Below are 24,404 nucleotides of genomic sequence, written 5' to 3'. Positions count from 1 at the left end.
TCTCAAGTGGATTTAACTGGCCGGTGTTAGTAGATGACGACGCAGCACCTGTAGGGTTTTCACTGTTTCGGTAAAGCGGTGTTCGGAGTGTTCGTGTTCAGCACCCATTGCACTGGCTAATTGTGCTAGCGGTAAATGGCTGAAATTGGCCAGGGCTTGGTGCTGCTGTTGCAGCTGCAACTGGCTGTAGCCGGCGATATTGCGATTGGCCAATTGGTCTATTTCACTTTGCAACGACTCAATAAGCGTTTGCGGATCTCGGGCGCGCCAATGGAAGGCGGCAACCGCCTGCAGGTGCTCTGCCAAAGACCGGCGTTCAAGGCTGGCCACGGGTAGGGCGGGGGCAAACCGGCGACCGCGATACACCAACCACGCCACCAAACATACGATGCCGGATATCACCACCTCTTTGGCGTAGCGCCATATCAGCTCTAACAAGGAGGGCATATCACTGCCAATGACAAACAGCACCTGGCCTTCTTCGTCGGTTAGGGCGGTTAATAGGTAGGCGTGGTCTTGTTCTTCCACCGATGTGTTCTTCCAGATTTCACTGTCCGACATCACCGTCACTAACCCATCGCCAACGGTAAATTGCACAAAATGCGCTGCCCAGTCTGAGCCGCGCCAGTAAAAAGGATTCAGCACGGAACCATCGTCTTCGGCTTCATCCATATAGGCGTGATATAAACCGAAGGCTGGGTTAAATAAGATGGTGTATTCAATGTCTTCATCGCCGAACTGCAGGGTGGTGACCAGTGTTTCGTCAAGCTCTGCTAGGTACTCCTGGGCGCTATCCTCTGCTTCATCTTCTGCTTCATCCTTTGCTTCAGGAACGGGCGGCTTATCATCCTCGCGTTGGCTTTGTTCTAAGGGAGCCTCTGGTACTTTTTGTTCTTGTTTCTGTTCGAACTCCTGATCTTGTCTGTGATCAGGATCTTGATCCGGTTCGTTATCTAAGGCCGTGCTGGTTTCTTCGCCAGTGGTTTCCTGGTCCAAAGAATCGTCTATCCAGTCCAGCTCATCCTCGTAATAACCGTAGACCGAGCAGCCGCATTCGGTGGCGTACAGTTCTATGTCCAGCCATGGCAGTACCATATGGCTGTCTTGGTCATCGTTTAGCTGGCTGGCAATAATTAAATGCCCACCATTTTCTACCCATTGTTGCAGCGCTTGCTGGTGAGAGCTGGCAATAACCCGCGCTTCTTCGCCAATGATGATTGTGTCTTGGTCGGCAAAAGGCAGAACGTCTTGGAGGCTATAGCTGGAGGAGGCACTGCGGCCGGTGCTTTCCAAATACATCTGAGCCGCCAAATACGGGTTGGTATGGGCTTGCTGGCTCCAGCCCAACGATTTAGTATCTTCGTAGGACTCAAATAGCGTTAAAAAAAGCGTGGCGGGCAGTAGAACAAAAAACGCTACCACCAGTAGAATTTTTTGATTACTCATGGCCCAAACACCTCTTTATAGTGCGAGTTCAGTTGGGCAATGTGATCCGGTTGTGGAGTTTTATGGCCGTAGGCAAGGCTTTGCCAGGCCAGGGTCAGTTGCTGAGTATAGCGCCACGTGGTTTCGTTTTGTGAGCTTTTAACCAGCGCTACGCACTCGTTTTCGGTGGTGCTGTTGCTGAATTTTAAACCTTTGTGCTGCATTAATTGCGTTAAGGTTGCTCTGTACAACAGGCTGAGCGCAGCACGGTAATTGTGTTGTTCAATCTGTTCTGATACTTCTGCCTGTACATCGTTGGGTAGCGAATCGGTGGCGACATCTAAGCCAAACATCACGGTAGGAAGCTCTGCAGCAGGCTTTTTATCCGTGGGTTGGCGGCGATTTAGCCAATGCTGAATTTGTTTTCGGTAGCGGTAAACAACCCAGCTAACGACGCCAATGGCTAGGCACCACAACAGTATTTCCACAACCAGGGCAGCTATGTTGGCACCGTCTTTATTAAACTCCGGCTGATCAACATTAAAATCGAATAGGTCTTCCAGCCACTCTACGAAGCGATCCCACCAATTGCTGTCTCGTTCATCCGCTTGGTTTTTAAATCGCCAGCGGGTGACGGTTTGTTGTTGGTTAAAGGTTTCGGAATTGAAGATCTCTTGTATTTGCTGTTGTGCTTGTTCTGGGGTGTTAACAATACGGGGTGTAACAGGTTCTACGGTTCCTGTATTGGCAAGGCTGGGCTGCGGCGCGCTGAGCAGAAAACCGGATAACAATGAGGCCATCACCAGCATGGCAGTATTACCTGGGCTACCAGATGATTTACTAGATGAGCTGCCAGATAAGTTATCAGGTGAGCCGCTTGGTGTGCCATCTTGTGAGCTGTTGGATGCGGGCTGAACTGTGGTGGTGGCTTTTTGTTCCAGTTGACCGGCCAAAGTACGAAACTGTATTTCGACATCCCAGGCTTCCAGTTCCACACGGCGATTTATGTACAGCATAAAGCCAGCACACACATAAAAGGGGCCGATCACGGCAATGGCGATAAGATAACAGGTGTGCTCAAGCCAGAGCATGGCTTCAGAATCGGAGATGATTCCATTTAACAGATTGACGTCGGATTGCTGAGGTAACAGGATTTGAATCAATACCAAGCCGCCCAGGGCCAAGCAGCTTTCCAGTACCACACAAATAAAACTGGTTGCCGTGGCAACGCCGCTGCCGCGATGGTGCAATACCTTTAGCCGATGAGCGCGCGTGTTACTTTTTAGGTGTTCCAGTACGGTAATGGGGAGATCGTAACTGCGGGTGAAGCTAAAGCGACGCCAGGTCAGCGCTGCTAGGGCATCGAACGTAAACAATGAACGGCTTTGCTTTAGTGCTTCAAGCACCGAGGGTGGGGCGCCGAATAACGCCCGGCTGGCAAAAAATAGCGGGGCACGGTCGTAAAGCGGTTTAAACCACCAGATTAACAGGTAGGCCCAGATTAAACCGTGCTGCAGCACAAGGGTGGCGGGCAGTGCGATCACCAGCAGTGGAATAGCCCAGAGCAAAAATAGTGGCCAGTACCAACGCTGGGCTAACTTAAAGCCAACATCCACGGCTTCCCAATGGCCGCGTAACCTCGGTTCTATGGTAATGCTATCGAGGTTCATAGCGCTTACCGCTGAAACTAAAATACAAGGTTAATAGTACCGCCCAGGCTGCGCCAAAACTGTATTTAACACTTAATGGTAGCGACTGACTGGACGACCAGAAAGCCTCGATAAACGCCGCTATTAACAACATTAAAGCCGAGCCATAGACGATAACCACCGCTTGCCGGCTGGCGATTTTAAGTGCTTGTAATCGGGTAAACCTGCCTGGCGCCAATAAACTAAAGCCAATTTTTAACCCGGCTGCGCCACAAAAAACAATAGCGGTGAGCTCAAAAGCACCATGCCCAACCACAAACTGATAAAACGTTGCCTCATACCCCGCTTGGGTAAGATAGCCCGCCACGCTGCCAATGGTGATGCCGTTAAACACTAAAACGAAGACAGAGCCTAAGCCGAACACGATGCCACTGGCAAAGGTTCTAAAACCAATGCCGATGTTATTTTGAATGTAATGGCCAAACATGGCGATGTCTTCTTCTGAGTCGCGCTCACGGCCAATAGAGCGGTTTTGCGGGTCGTACATGGCCTCAAAAGAAGCGACGGTTTCCGCGTTAATAACGCTGTAGATCAGCTCAGAATGGGTGTAGCAGCCGATGCCAAGGATCAGTAAAGGCAGTAAAAACAATACCGCAGCGGTCACCACAAAGTTTAGATTGGAGCGAATGGCCTGTGGAAACCCGTACACCAAAAACCAAAGCCATTTTTGTTCTGATAGGGTGTTGTGGCGGTACAAAATATGGTGGCACTCTACCACCAGATTATTCAGCCGGTTGATTAAGCTACGGGTGTATAAGCGCGATTTAGCCACCGCCAAGTGTTGGCACAACTGGCGATATTGCTGGGGGAAGTGCTTGTCCAACGGTTGTTTTGGGTTCGCAAGGCATTCTTCTAAGGTTTGCCATAACCCCTGATGCAGTTGTTCAAATTCGTGTTGCTTCACGACTTGTCCCCCAGCAGCCAGCGCCCCATGCCTTGCAGGTAGCGTACAGCCGCCAAACCTTTCCGGTTGTGTAGGGGTGTTAATATCTCGGCCAGCTCTTGTTGGCGACTTTCGCTCAGTTGATGATGCCTTTGGGTGTAATTGATGATGGCTATTTGGTCGTCCAAGGCCAGAGCGTGTGCTGGCGCTTGGGCCGGTACCTCGGGCAAGCTGTGGCTATCGGTTGGCAGTATTTTATGGATGACCAGTGTGCCAGCCGCTAGGTCACCCAGCCGCTGAAAGCGCGCGGTGATAAATAAAGCGCTGATACCAAAGAGGTAGAAAAAGGGCAGCATATCTGCCGTTCTGAGTAGGTTTCTGATTACCGAGGCATGCCAGGTAATGGGGGTGAGGTCATCGTTAACGACGGCTAGGTCCATCAACTGCTTACCCGGGGTTTGGCCCTTATTGAGTACCTCAAACAGAACCGGGTAAAACCATTCCAATAAGAACAGCAGCACTAAAATAAACCCGTAACCCCATCCGAAAATACCAAATACGATGGAGCCGGCGATATAGATAACGGCACGAATAGAAAAGTCGGTTAAAAACGCCAGGCCCCTTGGAGCGGGGCCGGCGAGTTGAGCTTGAAGATCGATACCCTCTGGGGTTTCGATTTGGTAGCGAGTATCGATCATTGGATAGGGCGTTGCCTAATACCTTTATTGCTTATTTTCGTAGCCAAAAATATTTCGGTAGGTGGTGCCGAAGGCAATAATACTAAATGGAATAGTCCAAAAATAGGCAACCAAGCAGAACAGAACGCCAAATCCGAGTAACGCCATGGAGCCTGAGAATGTACCAATGAAGATAGGAATAACAACGGCGATATTGATTAAGCCAAGTAGGAAGAAAATACCAAATACTGTGAACCATTTTTTGGTAACGGCTTTAATAGAAGACAGTACCGCGCGCCAGGCACCTAACTGCTTTTCTGCAATTAAGGGGATGGTCATAGAGGTGGCGATGGCCAAAAATAACCCGGGGATAATTAATAAAATAAAACCGATGTAAATAACAATGACCAGCACCAGGGATACGACGGCCAGGGGCAGAATGCGGCCAAAATACTGGAGTACGGTAGTGGGCGGGAATTCGGCCCCAGCGGCACGGCGCACGCCCATCATCTGCAAGCCAGCCACCAGGGGGGAGGTAAGCACTACCACAATTAACGTTACTACGATTGCGCCGGCCATTATTGCGCCCAAGGCGGCCATATCTGGAGGTGTGCCGTCAGCGCCAAGGCCCGGAGTGGCGGCCAAACCGACGGCCACGGTGGCAAATTGGGCCACAAAGGAGATTAAAATATAAACAAGGAAGTAGATCAGAAGGCCGAGATGAATTTTTAGCTTAGCGCCTTTGGTTAGGGCCCAGGCCTCACTCAGTACTTCACCGGCCTTGAGGTGATACTCGCCTCGGATACCCTTTTCTAGTGTGCTCCACTGGCCCTCTGGTGCTGTGTATTCCTGCTCTAATTCAGCCGATGGCGCTTGGTAGATATCTCCCATACTGTAACCTCCTTGTGGTTTGTGGGATTGTGTCTTGTTGTTATCTGATGGAAATGTTACTGAGAATTACCGGTGAAATCACCCTCTAGTGGCAAATCTCACGGTAATTCGGGCAGTGGTTCCCAAAAAGCAGGCCAAGGGCTTGCGATTTAAGGCGTAAGTATAGTGGTGAATTCGCTCTAAATACCGCCGATAGAATGATAGGTGACTCAAGGGCAGCTGGGGCAGCTGAGTGGTTGGGCTTACCACCATGCATGTCGATGTGGTGTATAGTGCGAACTAAATACAGTAGGACTGCTCTGAGTCTGACAATTGAAACAAATAGCTCGTAGAGGTTGCAACTATGCTTAAAGCTCTTTTTCTCGATATGGACGACACCTTGTGCGATACCCAGCAGGCCAACCGAGAGGCAACACAGAAGTTAGTGACTGCTTTTCAACAGCGCTACGGTAAAACGGCGGCAGCCGAACAGCTTGCCAAGGACTATGTGAAGGGTATTTATCGAGAGTGGACTTCCGACCAAGAAGAAAAATACACCGAATTACTGAAAGAGTGCAGTGAGGAGCATTACCGAATAGTGCTCATTCAAGATATCGTCAAAGACGCCGGCCTAGGCGACATTGATTCGGCCCAAGCACTGCAATTACAGAACAAGTTTGATCAAGATCGCTTGGATTCTTTTCGTTTCTTCCCTGGCATTAAAGAGTTTTTGATCGAGGCCAGAAAGTACTTTACCTTGGTGGTTATCACTAACGGGCCAGAGTATTCGCAATTGCCAAAATTAGCTGCGGTACAAATGGAAGAATACGTCGATCACATCTTAGTGGGCGGCCAGGAGCCCGAACAAAAACCAGCTGCGTCAATCTTTTTCAAAGCCTTGGGCCTAGCCGGCTGTGAAGCCCACGAAGTGGTGCATGTTGGCGATAACTTGGCGGCGGATATTCAGGGTGCCCACAACAGTGGTATTACATCGGTGTGGATTCAACACCAGCAGCCATTGGATGCCGAGCTCGGTATCGATCCCCATCATACCGTGCTGCATCCGTCGGAAATTCCTGAATTAATAAAGCAGCTGCATCCCTATTAGCCCGCTAAATTAGCCCGCAAAGCGAAGCTAATCTATCTTGCTTCGATTACTAAAGCAGCCAACACCTACAGTGCAAGTCGATAGGTGTTGGTTTCTTAAAGGCTTAGGGCGAACTTGATTACGAATGAATTCGTTATATCCACAAAAAAAGCGGCAATCAGCGGCAGAATAATAAACGCCATCGGCGCAGGGCCGTGAGTTTTAGTGACGGCCGTCATGTTGGCGATAGCCGTGGGCGTGGCTCCTAGAGCAAAACCGCCAAATCCAGCACTAAGTACAGCTGCTTGATAATTCCTCCCCATGAGCGGAAATAACACGAACAGAATAAAAAAGATGGCGGCCAGTGTTTGCATGAGCAAGATGACCATCAATGGACCTGCTAAACCTGCAATAGTCCACAACTGCATACTCATTAATGACATGGATAAGAACAAGCCTAGAGAGAAATCAGATACTACGGCTAGAGCCTTCGTTCGTACCGGCCAGCCAATTTTGGGAAATAGCGGAGGGATAGTATTTGATAAGAAAATACCGGCTAGCAAGCAAGTTACAAATAGCGGCAGTTTTAAACCTAAGCTCGATACCGCGTGATTTAAAAACCACCCGAGTACAATGGTAATGTGAAGCGTCAGAAACACCGCCATTAAATTTAAATGGTCTATAGTGCCTGTTTCTTCCTCATGGTGAGAAACTCCGACTACATCGTCTTTCTCTGAACTGCTTAAATTGAAACGGTTGATAAGAATTTGAGCGATAGGGCCCCCGATAAGACTTGCGAGAATCAAGCCTATCGTAGCGCAAGCTATGCCTATTTCTAACGCATTTGAAATACCTAAAGATATTACCTCAGGGGCCCACGCAATTGTTGTGCCATGACCCCCTATGAGAGAGGTTGATCCCGCTAAAACGCCAACCGCTTTAGGTTGGCCGACTACCAATGCGCCAACTATACCGACTATGTTCTGAACGACTATATAGCCTAAAGTCAGTGCTAGCATAATAATTAGGGGGCGGCCACCTTGTATCAAATCCGAAATTTTGGCGTTAAGACCGATTCCGGTAAAGAAGTACACCAGAAGAATATCTCGAGTTTCTAACTGATAAACAATTTCGATATCCACTAACAAATAAACAGCTAGTGAGAATAGGGCCGCAATAAGACCGCCGGTCACTGGCTCAGGAATACTGTACTTGCGAAGGAAGGCAACCCTTCGATTAGTGTGTACTCCAAGGAAGAAGACGAGAATTGCCAGCGTGAACGTCAGAAAGTTGTCTGCTACAAATTGAGTCATGGTGGATCCTTCTTGTGAAGGTTAAGAGTCAGTGAGACAGCTGAAAGATAAGAGGTGATTACACCGATAGCCCTGTTGTTAACGTTGAAGTAGATCGTAGGTCACTCCAATGGTCTTTCGTAACGCAAAAACAAATGTTGGGTCATCACAATTCCAGTATTAAACCAATCAGAGCGGAGCATCCCACTTAACGCACCAACGTGGGGCTGGTGGCAGGCAGGCATTACTAAAAGTGATAACGACTAATTGTAAGTATCAAAACGAAAAACAGTTTAACTTACACAGATTTAATGAATATTAACGTTTAACAATTCACATTGGCATCAAAGGCCTACAAGTTAACTGAAAATTGAGTCCGTTGTCTTACTTTTGGCACAGATATATTTTAAAATTCGATTTTCGGGAAATTTGGCCATCTTGGCAAGGCAAGGACTAACCAATGGATGACGTGGCTGTTAGTTGTCATGAATGCAATCTGCGACTCCCTGTGCCCAAATTGGCCCCCAACCAAGCAGCCCGTTGCCCAAGATGCGGCTACACGATTACGTCACTGAGGCGTAACTGGGCTGAGCGAACCATTGCCTTTAGTTTAGCGGGGCTGCTACTGATGGCAGTTTCTTTGCCCTTCACGTATATCTCCTTCAGCACTCACGGATTGACTGAATCCATCACTTTGCTATCCAGTCTGGATGCGCTATCTCAGCAAGGTTACGCCTTACTTTCAGTTTCAGTGGCGCTCGCCTGTTTAATAGCTCCAGCAGCCGTCCTACTCTTAATGCTATATTTGGCAGGCGCGGTGCGCTTCGGTTGGCGGGTCAGACACCCTCAGAGCAAAATTAATTTATGTTTTTCGCTTATACCTTGGTGTATGGCTGAGATCTTTACAGTCGGGGTGTTGGTGAGCTTAGTTAAAATAATTTCCATGGCAGATATCATCTTTGGTATTACGTTCTTTACCTACAGTGGATTTGCGATCTGCTTTTTGTCGGCTATGTTGTATTTCGATAGATTTCAAGTTGAGCGCCATTTGGTTTCAAGCAGAGAGCAGCATCATATTGAAGCAGGAAAAAGTATCCAATTCACTTGGGCCTTGTTAGTAACAGCGATCATTCTATACATTCCAGCCAATCTTCTACCCATAATGACAACTCGGTTTTTAGGCAGTGACACTCCCGCTACTGTTATGGGGGGCGTAGTAACGCTTTGGCATCACGGCTCCTACCCAATTGCCGCTGTTATCTTTATCGCTAGTATTTTCGTGCCCGTTGCTAAGATGGGTATAATGGTTTGGTTAAATACAACCGTGCACCGCAGGAGTGTACTTCAACCAGCGCAGCGTACATTCTGGTATCGAGTGACTGAGGTTATAGGTCGATGGTCGATGGTCGATGTATTCGTTGTGGCAGTACTGGTGAGCCTTGTTCAGCTGGATAACACAATGAGTATTTATCCGGGCCCCGCTGTGATTAGTTTCTGCGGTGTCGTTATTCTTACAATGATTGCAGCCAATACGTTTGATTGCAGGTTAATTTGGATGTTACCTCAAAACTATGACAAATCTAGATAATAACCCCGACCAAGAAAAGGCAATTATTGCACCCATCAAGGGGATTTCAAAAATTTGGCTGGTGCCTGTGGTGGCTTTTTTGATTGGTGCTTGGATTTTGGTTCACAATGTCATCAATCAGGGGCCAACAATCACCATTGAATTTGATACTGCACAAGGTTTGGAGGCAGGTAAAACCAAGATCAAAATCAGGGATGTTACTATTGGTTTAATTGAAGAAATCAGTTTAAAAGACGATTCGTCAGGTGTGATTGCCAAAGCCGCTATCGAGAAATCTTCATCCAAGCTGTTAAAAACCGACACTCAATTCTGGATTGTTTCACCACGCATATCTTTTGGTGGGGTTTCCGGGTTACAAACGTTATTGTCTGGTGCCTACATCAATATGGCGCCTGGTCAGGAGAGTAAGTCCGCTAAGAAATTTATCGCGTTAGATAGGCCTCCTATAACTCCCCTAGGCACGCCAGGCCTGAGAGTAGTCCTCGTTAGCGAGTCTGCTTTTACTTTTAAAGAAGGCGACCTTCTTATTTACCAAGGTATGCCAGTAGGGCGGTTGGAAACTGTAAAGTTTGACCTGGAAGCCCGTAAAGCTTATTACGGTGCGTTTATTGAAGCTCCATTTCATACTCTGATTACAGAAAATACGCGCTTTTGGAATGCCAGTGGTATTGAGCTTAGTTTAAGTGCTGATGGGATTGATATCAAAACTGGAAGCTTGGCATCGCTGTTATCCGGTGGCATAGAGTTTGATATTCCCGAAGGATCGGAAAAAGGAACTCAGGCAGGCGAGAACGCGGAGTTTAACGTGTACCCGTCATTTGAGGCGGCGACAACCCCACACTTTACCGCGGAAGTGCCTTATCTTTTGTTGGTGAATGACTCGGTGAGGGGGTTGCGGCCGGGGGCTCCAGTTGAATATCGCGGTTTACGAGTCGGCGAAGTAAAGGAGGTTAACGCTACCTTTGATTTAGCAGACTTTAGAACTACTGATGCATCGTTTTCCATACCTGTGTTGATTTCCATTCAGCCGGCAAGAGCCAACCTGGCAGATAATCAATTGGGAATAAATCATGTTATAGAGCAAATGGATTTATGGCTAAAACAAGGCTTGAGGGCATCTTTGAAGACCGGGAACTTAGTTACGGGGGCTGTATTTGTTGATCTGCAGCACTATAGAGATGTGGCCCAGTATGACGAGCAAATCGTTCAAGGCTACACTGTAATTCCTATGGTGAAGGGAGGTATCGGCGAGTTAACGCAGCAGGTAAGCAATACTTTAGGTAAAATAAATGCGTTACCTCTGGAATCCTTGACCCAGGATATGTCAGTGTTGATTAAGGATTTAACGAAAACGGCGCTTACCTTTGAATCTGCCGGTGCTACATTGAACTCTAGGTTGGCTAGTTTTGATGTTGCGACACTTAACGAGACCCTCGGTAATCTTAGTCAGTTATTGGACGATTATTCAGGGAATTCAGACGGATTTGCCAATGTAAACGATACTCTAAAGGAAATTCAGTCGACTATGAAAGAGCTGACGCCAATGTTACAAAAGCTCAACCACTCCCCTAATAGCCTGATATTCAAAAGTAAAGTAGGGCCAGATATAGAGCCAAGAGGAATTGAGCAGTGAAGGTTTTTTTTACTATCTGCGCTAGCCTGATGTTAATGGCGTGTGCGAGTGGTGCCGCTAATTTACCAAAATATTTCACATTGAGTGCTCCGGTCATTGAAGCTTCTGCTGATAATGGAAGTAGTGACGGGCGGGGGGGCGGCCTGTTATTGTTAAAGTCGATTTCAGTGGCAAACTATTTGTCGCGAGCTAGCATTGCTTTGCAATTGTCGGAAAACGAGCTTTACTATTCTTCGAGTAATCTCTGGGCGGAACCTCTCGGTGAGGGCATAGAGAGGGCTCTGGTGGCCTACGCAAATGGTGGAATACAGGCCCATAACTCCGTGCCTGAGTTGCCTGAAGTCACGTTGAATATTGATTATTTTCATATAGTTGATGGCAAAGCTGTGGTGCTCTCTGGTCACTATATAATAGAGCGGCACAACTCAGAAGACATCCGTTTTACTAATTTTTCTTTCCAGTTGCCGTTGAAGGGCTCTGGTTATTCCTATGGAGTAAGCAGAATGAGCGAGCTAGTAAAAATGCTGGGAGATAAAATTGTAGCAAGTCTAAATGCCGATGCTTAATCGCCTAAAGAGCTTATGTTGGCTGGTGTGTTTTTTGTTAATTGCTTGTTCGTCCTCAACAGTTGGGGTTTTTAAATCTGAACAAAGCGTTAAGCTGCGTTCAATCTCAATTCACAATATAACTCCATTCTCCGTTACTAACTTTGAAATATCAGTTGAGGAGTCAAGCGCGTTGCTTTCTTGCAGTATGATATTGCCTGGTGGTATATGTCGGTTAGGGTTTCCAGAGGTTGCGCTGCAAAACCACAAAACCACGATTGTTTGGAGTCAGAGAGGTCGAGAATACAGAGAGTTGCTAACGCTACAGAATCTACCTCTGCCTGGAATGACTCAAATACGCATCAGCATAAATGACGCAGGAAGTTTGGACGCGAAAGCCATTTAATGGGCGGTACTTGCCAAGGTTTATAAAGTGCCGTATCTGTATTGTCAGATGCCGGCAATGTGTACGCGAAGCACGGACGTTTGAGCCAGGGCGCTAAAGCCGCCAGGCAAATGTGATGGTTCCAAACTGCGTTAAATCCTCCAGTGCATCCTCTGTATCTCCGGTTTGTAATAGATTTGAGTCATTGACTGCGAAAGTAATTGAGCTATTAGGCCAGGAGTAAGCGAATCCGGCTGATAGGCTAATGTATTCGTGGTCGTAGTCGATAGAGCGGCTGTCTTCAAATGTGTTGCCATCTGTAAAAATCTGATTAAAAAAGTAGCCTGTTTGAGCGCCTAGATAAAAGTACCAACCACCATTTACTGCTGTAGGATTGGTTGTGCGACTATTGTTGAATAGAGTGGTCGCGTAGGAGCTTAGCAAATTTCTGCCGTAGCGTAGGGTTAATCCTGCACCCAGAGTACTACTAATTGTTCCTATGCTGGCATCGACGTTGGTTAGTAAGTCGAAATTGGCTGACGCAGACTCCCAATTTCGCCAGGTTCTGCCCCTCGAAAACTGAAAGACCAGTTCATTTTCTAACTGAGTATCCCACCCCTTGGGTTCGTCCGATCCTGTCATTTTGTGAACTAATTTTTGGGCATCTTCGCCAAGAGCGATGGGGCCAACCACGCCTATTGTAGTGCTGGCTCTGTCAGCGAAATTTGGTGTGATCTTGAGGTAACTATTCGTAAACGCCAGTAGTGCGGAGTAGGGTAGCTCGTTCTGGTCTGGGTTAACGATGGAAATATCGCTTGGCGTATTCATGGATTGGCCAAACATATAGGCATTAACTGCGCCGGAGGATTGCTTGTCAGTCATGCTCCACATTAGTGGGCTTACCCAAAAGTCACTGCTAGGCAGTTCTTCGGATGTGCTGCCAACATCATAAAATGACAAGAAAAGTCCATTGCTATAACCACTGTCGTTGCCGACGAAAAGATCGTTATCAAGAGTGGCTGACACCCAGTCGATTTCAGCATGGCCCGCGCCAGAGTAGGATGTCAAACTTAGGGCTAAAATCAATAATTTAAGGCGATTATCAGTTAGCATGGCAATGTTGCTCTTGCATTAAGTTTATTTAAAATGGAATTCGCGTAGCAGTACCAATATGGGTGGCACCATACCTTCGCGTATATAGAATCAGTGTAAAATCGTTACTGGCGTCTAACTCAATAGTAAAAAAGTGCGCCTCTTCAGGCTAGTTTTTAGTAAGTGAGATGCCTAGCACTAGTTACTATCATTAAGTTTGGAGAGGGCAGTTGTCTAACTTGATGACAACGGAAATGCCGACTTAATGTTTTCATGAAACGACAAAAACGCCGTTTCATGAGCAAAGCTAAACATCTGCAATCGCTGAGTATTTACGATGCTAGCAGTGGTAGTTACTTGTGCGCGTCATCGATAACTTTGCGTATCCCTGCTACCCACTGATCAAGTGCGTTTTCAATATCAGACCAAGTTGACCAGGGTTTAGCATTTAACAATCGGCTGCCTTGAGAATGGGCGATAGCTACGATATCTAGCCTGTTGTTAAGTGCTTCTGAGAAATGCGCTTCTACGGTTACTTCGCCCACGCTGATTGCGAAAGGCGCTAAAGCCGCAGTGACGTTTGCCGCAGCGCTTGGGGCCTTTAAGTTCGACAGATAAAAAGAAATGCGCATTGTGTCCGGTTGTGATTTAGTGGTTACCTCGTAGCCACCTTCTCGCAATGAGGCGATTAAATTATCGCGGAAATAATTTTGAATTTTGGCAACATCCTCGGGAGACAACTCTTTCATTTCAGGATCGTTGTAATTGATCGAGACATTATCAACAATAAATTTATTGTACTGATCGAAAAGAGGCGCTTCTGGTCGCACATAAACCAGGGTGGGGCTGTAGCTTTTATCCAGTTCTAGACCAGATAAGTCTGCACTATAGTAATGGTTTTTAACTTTTTGACCCGTCGGTGCACACGCAGCAGTCAAAATTGATAAACCTATAATAGGGATTAGATTAGAGTAACGCTTAGTTTTCATCGTCGATTCGTCCAGTGAGTTATCGAAAAAGCTATATTGCCCAATCTCCGCCTAGAGCGAGATAAAGGTTAACTCGCTGTTCAAGTTGTAGGCGCTTGACGGATACTAGACTGCTATTGGCTGAGAGTACCCGCTGTTGAACCGCTAAAAGATCCAGCAATCCGATTTCACCTTCTTTATGATTCAATGAGGCTATTCGGTAGGCTTTGGTGGCTTCTTTCAACGCGAAGGAAAGTTCTCTCTCCCGAGCGGTAAGGGTGGTTGCCAAGTCTAAATTAGTTTCCACATCCGAAAATGCAGCCAACGCGGATTGTGCGTAACTGGCAACGGCTTGTTTTTGCGCGGCATTGGCCGAGTCAACCGCAGCCTGTCTTGCTCCGCCATCGAACAGAGGGGCCAGCAGATTGCTTGCCAGCTGCCATGCAACATTGGACGGGTCGGTTATTTCAGACAGTGCAGTAGAAGAGCCGCCAATGTTGCTCGTTAGGCTTAATTGCGGTAATTTCGCCGCTTTTGCCTGTTGTAAAGCATTAAATGCGGCCGCTACACGGCGTTCGCTGGCGATTAGATCCGGTCTACGCTCTAATACTTCTGCGGGTACACCAGCTGGTGGCATCGCAGGAAGACTCGGTAATTTGGCGCTAACCGATAGATCTCCGCTGGGATATTGGCCAAGCAAAACCTCCAGTGCTCTCAATGCCTCTCTTCGCGACGCTTTAAGAGTGATCAGTTGTTCTCTGGTTGAGGCCAAATCCGAATTGGTTAAAGACACATCTTGTGCAGAAGCCAAACCATTTTTGTACTGTACGTTTACTATTCTGGCCGTATTTTCTAGGGCATCAAGAATATCCGTCAAAATGGCAACCTGTTGGCCAGCCTCCACTGCTATAAAGTATGCCCGTGCCGTAGCGGCTGCCATTGATTGCTGTGCGTATTGATAGTCCGCTGCAGCCGCTTGCGCGCTTGCCACAGCAGCCCGTTGACCAGATCTAATCCTGCCCCATAAGTCAGCTTCCCAGCCAATCTGTAAAGAGACGGATTGGCTTGATGACTGGCTAGCTGAGCTTTCGACGTTGCCAGTACGGGCGTTGGCAAACGCTAAATTCACTTGGGGTTTTAGCTGGGCACCTGCCTGAGTAGCAGCGGCAGTGGCTTGTTCAACATTGGCCGCTGCTATCGCTAGGTCGAGATTGTTGTTTAGCGCTGTGACCACCAAACTAGAGAGGCGTTCGTCTTTGAATTCCGCTAGCCAATCGACTTGTCGGGCTTTTTTAAGTTGTTGCTCGCCAGCTGAGTTAGCCCACTTCTGCGGTGTAAACTCGGTGCTGTCGGCTATGTTTTGTTGCACGGACGTCGAGTCTTTTACTGCACCTCCACAGCTTACCAATGTAGTAACGGCGCAAGCTGCTATCAGTGAGTGGATTAAGGCTGAAGTACGATTATTTGGCATCATTTAGCCCCTCTGACTTCACTGGCTTTAACATTAAAGAAAATGGCGTAGAGCACCGGCACGATGACCAGTGTGAGTATTGTGGCGAAGGTAAGGCCGAATATGAGTACAACTGACATGGACTTAAAAAACGCATCAAAGTACAGAGGAATTACACCGAGCACGGTGGTCAGTGCCCCCATCATCACAGGTCGGACTCGACTGGCAGCGGCCTCAACAACGGCATCGAAACGGGCTTTACCCTCAGTGATTTCCAGGTCTGTTTGATCTACCAAAACAATAGCGTTTTTAATCAGCAGGCCAGATAGAGACAACAAGCCGAGAATGGCCATAAATTCCATGGGGGTTTGAGTGGAAACTAGCCCAACAACCACGCCAATAATTGCCAAGGGTACTACCAACCAAATCACTACCGGTTGGCGAACAGTACCAAACAGTACGAACACAATGATCACCATTGCTAATAAGCCAAGCGGGATTGTTGATGCTAGGTTTTCATTAGATTCTTGTGAGTCACCGTGCTCTCCTCCCCATTCAAGGCTATATCCATCGGGTAGCTCAATAGCCTCTATTTTGGGTTGAATACGGGCAAATAGCTCAGCTGTCAGCTCATCTGGGTACGGGTCGCTTTGGGCTTTGATTTTCCATGTGCGATCTTCTCGTCTAAGTAAGCCATCTCTCCATTCTGTCCTGAAGCCATCAGTTACTTGACCAATAGGAACCGAGCGGCCCGTTACGGAACTCAGCACTTGGATATACCGGATATTTTCGATATCCAGCCTTTCCCGTTCGGGCGCTTGAGAGATGATAGGAATTAGCTCGTCGTTCTCGCGATAAGCTCCTACTGAACGGCCATTGAAATTGGTTTGTAGGGCAAGGGCAAGGTCCTCTCGGCTGACGCCGGCGCGTTGCGCAGCGCTGGCCGCGTAAATCGGCTCCACCACGGCTACCGCCTGTCGCCAGTTATCTTTGATAGATAGAGCTCCGCCGTCAGCCACCATAATAGCCTTTGCTTGGTTCGCCAGATCGTGTAAAACCGCCGGATCTGGGCCTGTAAATTCAGCTTCAACTTTAGAGCCGCCGCCAGGACCTAGAACAAAGCGCCAGACTTTCCCCTGAGCTTGTGGAAAAGCATTCTCAATGTGGTTTTGAATTTTAGGCATCATACCGTCGATGACCTGATAGTCGTCGGTACGAATTAAAAGTTGGGCGTAGGATGAATTGTTCGACTCTGGCGAGTACACCAACATAAAGCGCGGTGCGCCCGCTCCGATGGATGTTTGAATAGCGTTGACGCCATCCAGGTCGGCAACAAACTGCTCCAGCTCAGCAATATCTTTTCCTGTTTTGGTGATGCTAGTGCCTTGGGGTAGCCAGTAATCAACGACGAACATGGGAGTCGTAGAAGAGGGAAAGAATCCAGATTTTACGAACTGGAATCCCCAAACTGAAGCAACAAATATTCCCACCACTAAAGCGACGACTAGGTAGCGTTGATGCAGAGTAAAGGTCAGAAAGCGCTTGTATCCCCGTAAAAAAGCACTGTCGTTCGATTCTGATTTCGTCGAACTGCTGCTTGCTTCCTTAAATAGCCAATAACAAAACAGCGGCGTCAATGTGATTGCGAAGAGCCAACTAAACATTAACGAAATCAATATAACCCAGAACAAGTGGCCAGTGTATTCCGCAGTTGCACCGGGTGCGAAACCAATGGGAGCGAAAGCGATAATGCCAACTAGAGTTCCCCCCAATAAGGGCCATACCGAGCGCTTCACAATACGTTTTGCAATTTCGAGTTTTTTGGTGCCGTTTTGTACGCCTACTAAAATTCCTTCGGTTACTACAATTGCATTGTCTACCATCATGCCCAAGGCAATAATCAAAGCGCCTAGTGAAATTCTGTGCATCGGAATATCGGCAATTTGCATAGTGGCCAATGTCGCGAAGATGGTCATCAATAACACTGCGCCGATCACTAAGGCGGATTTTAAACCCATAAAGATAAGTAGCGTTACAATAACAATCGCTAGTGCGGCTATCACATTGACAACGAAATTCTGTACCGAGGCATCGACAATTTTCCCCTGGTGATAGAATTCATGCAGTTGTATGCCGATCGGCCGAAGGTTCTCAGTGGCGGCAATCTTCTGGTCCACTGCCTCACCAATTTTTACAATATTACTACCTAAAACGCCGGAGACACCTACCGCTATAGCGGGCTTACCGTCAAATCGATAGAGCTTTTCGTCCGGTTCTTGATAGCCTCGCCAGACACGGGCAATGTCTTTAAGGAAAACCAGCTTGCCACTGTTATCTGTTGTGATAAGCAGGTTTTGAATTGCTTCAACAGAGTCGATGGAGCCTGTTGGATCAATCATGACTCGCTGGTCGCCAATGTTGACATCGCCGGAAGAAACTACGGCATTTTGTTGAGATAAAATGTTGTAAATATTTGAAATTGATAGCCCAATAGCGGCGGTAGTCTCCCGCGATATTTCTACAAATATAGCTTCTTTACGAATACCATCCAGCGATACTCGCGCGACTCCATCTACTTTTAGCAGTGAGCTTTGTAGGGTTTTAGCGTATTTTTTTAGTTCCGCGGGTGTATAGCCATCGCCTGTGATGTAATAAAGCAAGCCAAATACATCGCCAAAGTCATCTGCTACATAAGGGGTGCCAGCACCAGGCGGCAGTGCTAACGCTGCATCGCTTACTTTATTCCTTAGTTTTGTCCAAATGAGTTTAAGGTCAGCTTTGCTGGGAGATGCCTCGTATTTTATCTCCACCGTAATTTCTGACTTGCCCGCCGTGGAAACAGACTCAATGGTATCGACCTCCGCCATTTGCTGTATGGCTTTTTCTAGCGGTTCTGTGATCTCGAGAGCAACTTCTTGCGGGCTGGCGCCGGGGTAACTGGTAATAACCAATGCCTGCCGGATGGTAAACTCTGGGTCTTCAAAGCGGGCCATGTTTTGGTAGGCCGACCACCCGCCAACTACGGTTAACAGGATAACGATGACACTGAGAACCGTATTTTTAATGGTAAATTCTGCGATATTCATGTGAGCGTGCGCCTGGGGCTGATTCAAGTAGGAGTTGAATTGAGTGGTCTAGATGATTATTTCCATTCTCTTACTTTTAGGCCTTCGGAAAGGTATGCCGCACCGGCGGCTACGATGGTGTCGTCTTGGGATAAGCCGTCGGTGACTATGAGTGTCTCACCAACACCATTTTCCAACGCTACCGCTCTTTTGCTAACGAGCATCGTTGATTTATCGACAACCCAAACAAATTTCTCTTCGTCGTTTCCTGTGACGGCGCTCATCGGTATTGCAACTCTGGCGTTATCGCCTGTGCTGCTAGTTTGGATCTCCACGGTAGCGTTCATTCCTGGTAATACCAAGAGGTTGCTAGGTGGTGTGAACTCAAAGGTAATTTCGTAGGTTTGTGAGCTGGTATCTGCCAGTAGAGATGCTTCTTTAAAGGTCGCCTCAATCATTTGGTCTGGCGCGGAATCCAGCATTATATACGCCCGGCGTTGGTCGTTACTCGCCTCATCTTTTGGAATATTGGCAATAAAACTGGCCGGTAAGTCAATTTGTGCTTCTAGTAGATCAACATTGATTAACTTAACGATATCTTGACCCGGAGAGATCGTCTGTCTTTTACTGGCATGCTTTTGCGCAATTACACCGTTGAAAGGTGCCGTAAGAACAGAATCGTCTAAGGCCTTTTCAGCTTGATCAAGCTGTGATTTGGCGATGTCTAACTGCGTTTTTCTCTGTTCTAACACGCTGCTGGCTATGGCGTCCTCTTTGGCCAGGCGCTCAGCTCGTTGATATTCTGTATTTGCGCTATTAAATTGCGCCTTGGCTGCATCTAAGACTGACTGAAAGTCTCGCGGGTCTAACTTTGCAATCAGTTCTCCGCGCTGTATGGTTTGCGCCTCTTTTATGGGGAATTCTTGTAATAGCCCGCCAACTTGAAAACTCAGCTCGGAAGATTGGCTAGCGCTTACCACTGCCGGGAAGCGGGTTATTTCAGTACCCTGTGCGGCACTGATATTAACTAGCTTTACTGGGCGAACAATTTCTGCCGGAGCAGAGGTTTGGTTGGCTTCTCCACCGCAGGCGGTAATTGCCAGGGTTGTAAGAGTGATGAGGCAGTAGCGAGAGTACTTAGAGGTTATCATTTGTATGCGTCCCGGCAGTATACAAACTAGAAAGGGTTTAATCGCCACATTTAATACCTACTTTTTGCTTTGCGATGATGCATTTGTCATTGCAGGCAAAAATAATCCTTGGCGATGTGTTATCAAAAGTCAGAGTTTATAGAAATTAAGGTATTAATCAACGCCTTAGAAGAATGTTGCCAAGCTTTTCGCGTTATTATTCTTCATAGAGTTTTATTCATGGCAGTGGTTGCTATCAAGGGCGTGTGTAGCGATACATCAAGGATGTTATAGATTTATGAATTTGTTCACACAGATAGCTGTAGGCACTGTTGTAATTATAGTGACACTGATTTTGCAGGTGGTGTTTATTGGTATCGCAATATCAGCTCTGAAGCGCTTCGGCGAACCTTTATCGAATCCACCTTATCTCTATAAGAGCATTTTGGCCATTTTACTTATCGTACTATGGCTGATCGCTGGCCTGAGTTGCAGTGCCTGGGCATGGGCGGGCGTCTTCGTAATGCTTGGGGTGTTTGATGGCTTAGAGCCAGCACTGTACTTTTCGGTGGTTACCTTTACCACCCTAGGGTATGGCGATATAACGTTAGATCCATCTTGGCGGTTGCTGGCAAGCTTTGCGGCGGTGGATGGCCTAATCATATTCGGGCTAAACAGCGCTTTTTTGGTGGAGTTTATCGCCAGGCTAAGGTCGGCCCAGGATGACCATGGTTAAGTCAGTGATGACCTTAACATCCACAGTCCCATGGCGGTCATCATTAGGTTCTCACTTAATGAGATCGCCCCCAGCGGCACGTTGCTGTCGCCGCCGACGCAGGCACATTTGAGTTCTCGCTTGTCGATATACACTGCCTTCACCACCGAAACCGTACCGATGGAGCCAATCACCAGGGCCACTAAGGCGACTAGCGGGCCGACGATACCAGACAACATGCCAATACCGGCAAAAGCCTCCGCGAAGGGGTAAATATAGGCGTAACGCAACCAATGCATGCCCACTAGATCGTAGGTAATAAATTGATTGGCGAAACTGAAGAGATCTCGTAATTTCAGAATCGCTAAGTTACACATGCTAATGGCAACGAAGGTGGGTATTACCGTACTCAAAGCGATTGTTTTGCCGAAGCCCCAGGCCACGGCAAGTGCCATTAAAAAGGACGTTGCGAAAACAGCAATCACGGGTTGGTAGGAGGTGGCAGATTTATCCTTGTGCGGCGTCTTACCAAAATGCAACACGAGGTCGTCGTATCCGCCAATCCGTTCGCCATCAATAAATGCTTGCGGTGTGGTTTTTACACCATGTTTATGTTTAAAGGCTTCAGTTTGAGCTTTGCTTTTAAGGTGATGGTCTTCTATGTGGTAACCCGATTGTTGGAGCAGATCTTTAGCTCTGATTCCCCAGGGGCATATATGGTCTTGCATTACCATGCGGTAGAGTACTGCGGTGTTTTTTGTGTCTTCCATTGTAATGGTTACATCTTTAGGTTGGCTTTTACAATTTTTCGCGCAACGATGACGAGTAGTCTTTTGACGTTTCTCGGCAGTAAACGGCAAACCATCGGTTTGCGTTACTTACGTTAAACTGTTGATGAAGCTTATATTGCTAACAGTTACGAAAACGCTGTTGCGGAAACCTAATTGCGGAAATCTAATTGCGGAAACTCTGTTGCGAAAACTGCGCCAAAATATATGGGGAATGGATTTACACTTCGTGACGTGTAACTTATCTAGAGCTTAGTTAAAACAGCCATTTTTCAACCTCTTTTAAATTACCAATCATCAGTTGCTGAGCTTCTGGCTTGGCTTCAATTTTATTAGGGTCCAGTTTGTAGTGTTGCAGAACGTAACTCGCTAGTGCGGCTCGAGTTTCAATCACCAAGGCGTTTCTTACCATGCCGTAATCTTGCGCTATCACTTTGCGTTGGGCGGGCTCCAGCCTTGTGTCTGGAATAATTTTAATGCGAACCTTGTGCTGCCAATAGTGGTCCTGTTGCGGTTCGGAAACAGCAGGGTGGGTGGCTTCGATGGGTTCATGGTCGTCATTGTGTCGAAATCGAGTTAACACAAAATCTCTGAAATCTCGGTTTTTAGTGCAATACGCTCTTACGTGCCAACGCGGCCCGGCGTGGACAAGTGTGTGGGGTTCTAACGTGCGTTTTTGAGGGCGAGGATTATTCAGCGAAACGTAGGTTAGGGTAACCTGGCGACGGTGTTTTATGGCTTTGATTAGCCCTGTTAAAATCGTCGGTGAGATATTTTTGTCGCTGGGGGCAATGGTTTCAATATAGTTTGTTTGAGAGCATTGGTCGATAAGCGAGGTTTCTAAAAAGGTGTCGTAAACCTTGTTACTGCCGTTCAGCAGTTGCAGATATTCGCTGGTGGTGCCACGGGTAAATTGTGGTTTAAAGCGGGTGCTGGGGCGATAGCCTTTGAGGTATTTGTCGTAGACCAAATTGCCCGGTGCTAATTCATTGATATAAAAATTAATGTCTTTAGACGCCTGTTGGCGGCCAATGCCGAACAGTTCGCACAGGTGGTTGGTGGTAAGACGCTGTTCCCAGTAGGCAAGTATTTCGATCACTTTGTAGCGTAGCACGTGGTCGAACTTGAGCTTTATTTCCTTTGTCACAATCAAACCTCTTCTACCATATATAGTTTGTGCTGGCCCATATTTAGTGGTTTTTGTTGTTTTAGCGCGCAATTTGATGGCCGACGCTCAATAACCTGCCTGAAAATACGACATATCATAAAGCTTGGTAATTTGTATTTCTAGGGCTTATAGCGCACTATGAATACAAGTCTTGTGCGGCGCGGCGATCACTACTGGCACTTAAACCAGTACTGTTACATCTCGTAAGCCGTTCTTATTTGCCAGTTTGGAGGTGCAGTTATGAAAAGCGGTTTTTTCTCTGCCATCAGTCGGTTGCGTTGGATCCAACGTTGGAGCTTAAAGCGTAATACGCTTACCGAGAATGTTATGGAGCACAGTTGGGAAGTGGCGGTTATTGCCCATTTGCTGGGTGCGATCAATAACAAGGTATTCGATGGCTCCGTTAACCCTGATCGGCTTTCTACTCTGGGGCTGTACCACGACAGCGCAGAGTCGATTACTGGGGATTTGCCCACGCCGGTAAAGTACTACTCTGAAGAGATACAAAAAGCTTACAAAGTCATAGAACAAGACGCTGAGAAATCCTTAGTAACCATGCTGCCTGCGCCGTTGCGAGGTCTGTTTAACGAAGTGATTTGCGGCGAAGGGGTTAGCCCCTTAGAAACCAATTTGGTGAAGGCGGCTGATAATCTTTCGGCCTTTGTGAAGGCCTTGGCCGAAATCGCAAACGGTAATCGTGAGTACGAGATTACCGTACGCAACCTTAAAGATAGGCTCTACGCCTACGATTTGGCGGAAGTTAACTACTTTTTGGAGCATTTTGTGGAGCAGGAGAGCAATACGGTCGCCGCTGCCAACAGCAATGCAGCAAATTGTACTAGCCCGCAGTTTGAAGCCGACGAAATACTTAAGAGCCCCAAAATCAGGGCTTTTAAGCTGGCTCACTAGCCACGCTCTGGCTTATTAGGTCGGCTTGTTAACTCTGGCTTCTTAACTCTGGATTGTTAGGCTGTTTTTAGGAAAAGTGCCCACGAATATAGTCCGCCAGCAAATCGACGGCGGGGTTGGCGCTATCGCCGACGAGCAGCCTTATAGCAAATTGCGGCAGCTCAGGTAGGCATGTTTGGTCGCTCAGTTGGCTCAGTGGTGGTTTAACACTGCTGGCAGGCATGGGGGAAATCGCTAAATCCGCTGTAAGCGCCGCTTCTATGCCAGCGCAGTTCTCACTGGTATAGGCGATGCGGTAATTGATTTGCGATGCTTCCAGCGCGTTTATGGCGCTGCCTCGCCAGGCGCAGCCTTGGTTGGCCAAGGCTAAGGGTAGTGGAGACCTAGTGTGAGCCAATCCCCCGGCACGCTCTGCCCAAACCAATTGCTCGTGGTGGATGATCTCACCGCTGGCGTCGCTGGCATCAAACCCTGTGGTAATCAGGGCGAGGTCCAATTGCCCTATATCTAACTTTGCCGCTAAATCTCGGCTGGTACTGATCAGTACATCCACATGCAGCGCCGGGTGCGTTTGCGCTAATTGCGCCAAAACAGGTGGCAAAATATGGGTGCCTACGTTGTCGGGTACGCCCAGAGTCAGTGTTCCTGTCAGCGCCGGCGATAGAAATTGGCCCACGGCTTCGTTGTTTAAGTGCAATAACTTGCGGCTGTATTGTAGCAGAACCTCACCCTCCGCCGTAAGCTCCGTGTACCTGGCCGAGCGCCTAAGTAGCCTGCTTTCCAGAATACGTTCCAGTTTTTTGATCTGCAAACTGACCGCCGCTGGCGTTTTGGCGAGGTTTTTGGCGGCCTGGGTAAAGTTACCGGTGTCGGCGATAGCCACAAAGGTGCGTAATACATCGATGTCCAGCAGGGGAAGCTTGGCGGTCCGTTTAAGCATATTCCGGCCTATGATTAACTTTTGGTTAAACATAGATTTAGCATTATTAGATTAATTTAACAATGGCTGCGAGTTACATTGGAGC

At 47.6% G+C, this 24,404-nt stretch carries 20 protein-coding genes; 6 read left to right on the top strand and 14 right to left on the bottom strand.

Features of this window, described 5'->3' with window-relative positions; translation table 11 throughout:
- Positions 1–12 precede the first annotated feature (12 nt).
- Genes ACGHM3_RS14625 through ACGHM3_RS14605 form a run of 5 tightly spaced genes read right to left on the bottom strand, consistent with a single transcriptional unit; the run spans position 13 to position 5,585 of the window.
- The gene (locus tag ACGHM3_RS14625; protein WP_345422602.1) at positions 13–1,446 is read right to left on the bottom strand and encodes a DUF4350 domain-containing protein; all 1,434 of its coding nucleotides are present in this window, start codon (positions 1,444–1,446) and stop codon (positions 13–15) included.
- Complete coding sequence (locus ACGHM3_RS14620; protein ID WP_345422599.1) at positions 1,443–3,095, bottom strand: DUF4129 domain-containing protein; 1,653 nt, start codon at positions 3,093–3,095, stop codon at positions 1,443–1,445. The genes ACGHM3_RS14625 and ACGHM3_RS14620 overlap by 4 nt, the downstream gene beginning before the upstream one ends.
- The gene (locus ACGHM3_RS14615) at positions 3,082–4,038 is read right to left on the bottom strand and encodes a stage II sporulation protein M (protein WP_345422596.1); all 957 of its coding nucleotides are present in this window, start codon (positions 4,036–4,038) and stop codon (positions 3,082–3,084) included. The genes ACGHM3_RS14620 and ACGHM3_RS14615 overlap by 14 nt, the downstream gene beginning before the upstream one ends.
- Positions 4,035–4,715, bottom strand: coding sequence for an RDD family protein (locus tag ACGHM3_RS14610; RefSeq protein ID WP_345422593.1), 681 nt, complete (start codon positions 4,713–4,715; stop codon positions 4,035–4,037). The genes ACGHM3_RS14615 and ACGHM3_RS14610 overlap by 4 nt, the downstream gene beginning before the upstream one ends.
- Before the next feature lie 24 nt (positions 4,716–4,739).
- Complete coding sequence (locus ACGHM3_RS14605; RefSeq protein ID WP_345422590.1) at positions 4,740–5,585, bottom strand: hypothetical protein; 846 nt, start codon at positions 5,583–5,585, stop codon at positions 4,740–4,742.
- A gap of 343 nt (positions 5,586–5,928) precedes the next feature.
- Between ACGHM3_RS14605 and ACGHM3_RS14600 the strand changes: the two genes are divergently transcribed.
- Positions 5,929–6,672 carry an HAD family hydrolase gene (locus tag ACGHM3_RS14600; protein WP_345422587.1) on the top strand — a complete coding sequence of 248 codons (744 nt, stop codon included), beginning with the start codon at positions 5,929–5,931 and terminating at the stop codon, positions 6,670–6,672.
- A gap of 95 nt (positions 6,673–6,767) precedes the next feature.
- Here the strand turns inward: ACGHM3_RS14600 and gltS are convergent, their stop codons facing one another.
- Entirely contained in the window at positions 6,768–7,964 is a 1,197-nt protein-coding gene (gene gltS / locus ACGHM3_RS14595) for a sodium/glutamate symporter (RefSeq protein WP_345422584.1), read from the bottom strand.
- A gap of 439 nt (positions 7,965–8,403) precedes the next feature.
- Between gltS and ACGHM3_RS14590 the strand changes: the two genes are divergently transcribed.
- The 3 genes from ACGHM3_RS14590 to ACGHM3_RS14580 are packed head-to-tail and all read left to right on the top strand — an operon-like array spanning position 8,404 to position 11,730.
- On the top strand, positions 8,404–9,531 hold the full coding sequence (locus ACGHM3_RS14590; RefSeq protein WP_345422581.1) for a paraquat-inducible protein A: 1,128 nt from the start codon (positions 8,404–8,406) through the stop codon (positions 9,529–9,531).
- Positions 9,515–11,164, top strand: coding sequence for an intermembrane transport protein PqiB (pqiB, locus tag ACGHM3_RS14585; protein ID WP_345422578.1), 1,650 nt, complete (start codon positions 9,515–9,517; stop codon positions 11,162–11,164). Before ACGHM3_RS14590 ends, pqiB begins: the two co-directional genes overlap by 17 nt.
- Positions 11,161–11,730 carry an ABC-type transport auxiliary lipoprotein family protein gene (locus tag ACGHM3_RS14580; RefSeq protein WP_345422576.1) on the top strand — a complete coding sequence of 190 codons (570 nt, stop codon included), beginning with the start codon at positions 11,161–11,163 and terminating at the stop codon, positions 11,728–11,730. The genes pqiB and ACGHM3_RS14580 overlap by 4 nt, the downstream gene beginning before the upstream one ends.
- Before the next feature lie 478 nt (positions 11,731–12,208).
- Here ACGHM3_RS14580 and ACGHM3_RS14575 read toward each other — a convergent pair whose 3' ends face one another.
- The 5 genes from ACGHM3_RS14575 to ACGHM3_RS14555 all read right to left on the bottom strand — a co-directional run bounded on the left by ACGHM3_RS14575 (position 12,209) and on the right by ACGHM3_RS14555 (position 19,820).
- Positions 12,209–13,207 carry a lipid A deacylase LpxR family protein gene (locus tag ACGHM3_RS14575; protein WP_345422573.1) on the bottom strand — a complete coding sequence of 333 codons (999 nt, stop codon included), beginning with the start codon at positions 13,205–13,207 and terminating at the stop codon, positions 12,209–12,211.
- Between the two features lie 332 nt (positions 13,208–13,539).
- Entirely contained in the window at positions 13,540–14,175 is a 636-nt protein-coding gene (locus ACGHM3_RS14570; RefSeq protein WP_345422569.1) for a DUF3313 family protein, read from the bottom strand.
- A 31-nt stretch (positions 14,176–14,206) separates the two neighbouring features.
- The gene (locus ACGHM3_RS14565) at positions 14,207–15,523 is read right to left on the bottom strand and encodes an efflux transporter outer membrane subunit (RefSeq protein ID WP_345422566.1); all 1,317 of its coding nucleotides are present in this window, start codon (positions 15,521–15,523) and stop codon (positions 14,207–14,209) included.
- Between the two features lie 101 nt (positions 15,524–15,624).
- Entirely contained in the window at positions 15,625–18,690 is a 3,066-nt protein-coding gene (locus tag ACGHM3_RS14560) for an efflux RND transporter permease subunit (protein ID WP_345422564.1), read from the bottom strand.
- A gap of 56 nt (positions 18,691–18,746) precedes the next feature.
- Positions 18,747–19,820, bottom strand: a complete 1,074-nt coding sequence (locus tag ACGHM3_RS14555; protein ID WP_345422562.1) for an efflux RND transporter periplasmic adaptor subunit — start codon at positions 19,818–19,820, stop codon at positions 18,747–18,749.
- Between the two features lie 277 nt (positions 19,821–20,097).
- Here ACGHM3_RS14555 and ACGHM3_RS14550 point away from each other — a divergent pair, with 277 nt between their 5' ends.
- Complete coding sequence (locus ACGHM3_RS14550) at positions 20,098–20,535, top strand: ion channel (RefSeq protein WP_345422559.1); 438 nt, start codon at positions 20,098–20,100, stop codon at positions 20,533–20,535.
- Here ACGHM3_RS14550 and ACGHM3_RS14545 read toward each other — a convergent pair.
- The gene (locus ACGHM3_RS14545; protein ID WP_345422557.1) at positions 20,532–21,284 is read right to left on the bottom strand and encodes a MauE/DoxX family redox-associated membrane protein; all 753 of its coding nucleotides are present in this window, start codon (positions 21,282–21,284) and stop codon (positions 20,532–20,534) included. The genes ACGHM3_RS14550 and ACGHM3_RS14545 overlap by 4 nt on opposite strands.
- Positions 21,285–21,558: 274 nt before the next feature.
- Entirely contained in the window at positions 21,559–22,449 is an 891-nt protein-coding gene (locus ACGHM3_RS14540; protein ID WP_345422554.1) for a WYL domain-containing protein, read from the bottom strand.
- Positions 22,450–22,710: 261 nt separating this feature from the next.
- Here ACGHM3_RS14540 and yfbR point away from each other — a divergent pair, with 261 nt between their 5' ends.
- Positions 22,711–23,379, top strand: a complete 669-nt coding sequence (gene yfbR, locus ACGHM3_RS14535; protein WP_345422550.1) for a 5'-deoxynucleotidase — start codon at positions 22,711–22,713, stop codon at positions 23,377–23,379.
- A 67-nt stretch (positions 23,380–23,446) separates the two neighbouring features.
- Here the strand turns inward: yfbR and ACGHM3_RS14530 are convergent, their stop codons facing one another.
- Complete coding sequence (locus tag ACGHM3_RS14530) at positions 23,447–24,319, bottom strand: LysR substrate-binding domain-containing protein (RefSeq protein ID WP_345422548.1); 873 nt, start codon at positions 24,317–24,319, stop codon at positions 23,447–23,449.
- Positions 24,320–24,404: the final 85 nt, after the last annotated feature.

This window comes from Halioxenophilus aromaticivorans (genome assembly GCF_042850945.1).
In the GTDB taxonomy this organism is placed as follows: Bacteria; Pseudomonadota; Gammaproteobacteria; order Pseudomonadales; family Cellvibrionaceae; genus Halioxenophilus; species Halioxenophilus aromaticivorans.
Note: the sequence above shows the minus strand (reverse complement) of the source record. Positions and strands in the feature narration are given on the sequence as shown.

Excerpts from the sequence above, each read along its gene's own strand:
- yfbR (WP_345422550.1), top strand. The coding sequence starts at position 22,711 with ATGAAAAGCGGTTTTTTCTCTGCCATCAGTCGGTTGCGTTGGATCCAA.
- ACGHM3_RS14545 (WP_345422557.1), bottom strand. The coding sequence starts at position 21,284 with ATGGAAGACACAAAAAACACCGCAGTACTCTACCGCATGGTAATGCAA.
- ACGHM3_RS14600 (WP_345422587.1), top strand. The coding sequence starts at position 5,929 with ATGCTTAAAGCTCTTTTTCTCGATATGGACGACACCTTGTGCGATACC.
- ACGHM3_RS14620 (WP_345422599.1), bottom strand. The coding sequence starts at position 3,095 with ATGAACCTCGATAGCATTACCATAGAACCGAGGTTACGCGGCCATTGG.
- ACGHM3_RS14625 (WP_345422602.1), bottom strand. The coding sequence starts at position 1,446 with ATGAGTAATCAAAAAATTCTACTGGTGGTAGCGTTTTTTGTTCTACTG.
- ACGHM3_RS14560 (WP_345422564.1), bottom strand. The coding sequence starts at position 18,690 with ATGAATATCGCAGAATTTACCATTAAAAATACGGTTCTCAGTGTCATC.
- pqiB (WP_345422578.1), top strand. The coding sequence starts at position 9,515 with ATGACAAATCTAGATAATAACCCCGACCAAGAAAAGGCAATTATTGCA.
- ACGHM3_RS14550 (WP_345422559.1), top strand. The coding sequence starts at position 20,098 with ATGAATTTGTTCACACAGATAGCTGTAGGCACTGTTGTAATTATAGTG.
- ACGHM3_RS14575 (WP_345422573.1), bottom strand. The coding sequence starts at position 13,207 with ATGCTAACTGATAATCGCCTTAAATTATTGATTTTAGCCCTAAGTTTG.
- ACGHM3_RS14610 (WP_345422593.1), bottom strand. The coding sequence starts at position 4,715 with ATGATCGATACTCGCTACCAAATCGAAACCCCAGAGGGTATCGATCTT.
- ACGHM3_RS14590 (WP_345422581.1), top strand. The coding sequence starts at position 8,404 with ATGGATGACGTGGCTGTTAGTTGTCATGAATGCAATCTGCGACTCCCT.
- gltS (WP_345422584.1), bottom strand. The coding sequence starts at position 7,964 with ATGACTCAATTTGTAGCAGACAACTTTCTGACGTTCACGCTGGCAATT.
- ACGHM3_RS14555 (WP_345422562.1), bottom strand. The coding sequence starts at position 19,820 with ATGATAACCTCTAAGTACTCTCGCTACTGCCTCATCACTCTTACAACC.
- ACGHM3_RS14530 (WP_345422548.1), bottom strand. The coding sequence starts at position 24,319 with ATGCTTAAACGGACCGCCAAGCTTCCCCTGCTGGACATCGATGTATTA.
- ACGHM3_RS14570 (WP_345422569.1), bottom strand. The coding sequence starts at position 14,175 with ATGAAAACTAAGCGTTACTCTAATCTAATCCCTATTATAGGTTTATCA.
- ACGHM3_RS14605 (WP_345422590.1), bottom strand. The coding sequence starts at position 5,585 with ATGGGAGATATCTACCAAGCGCCATCGGCTGAATTAGAGCAGGAATAC.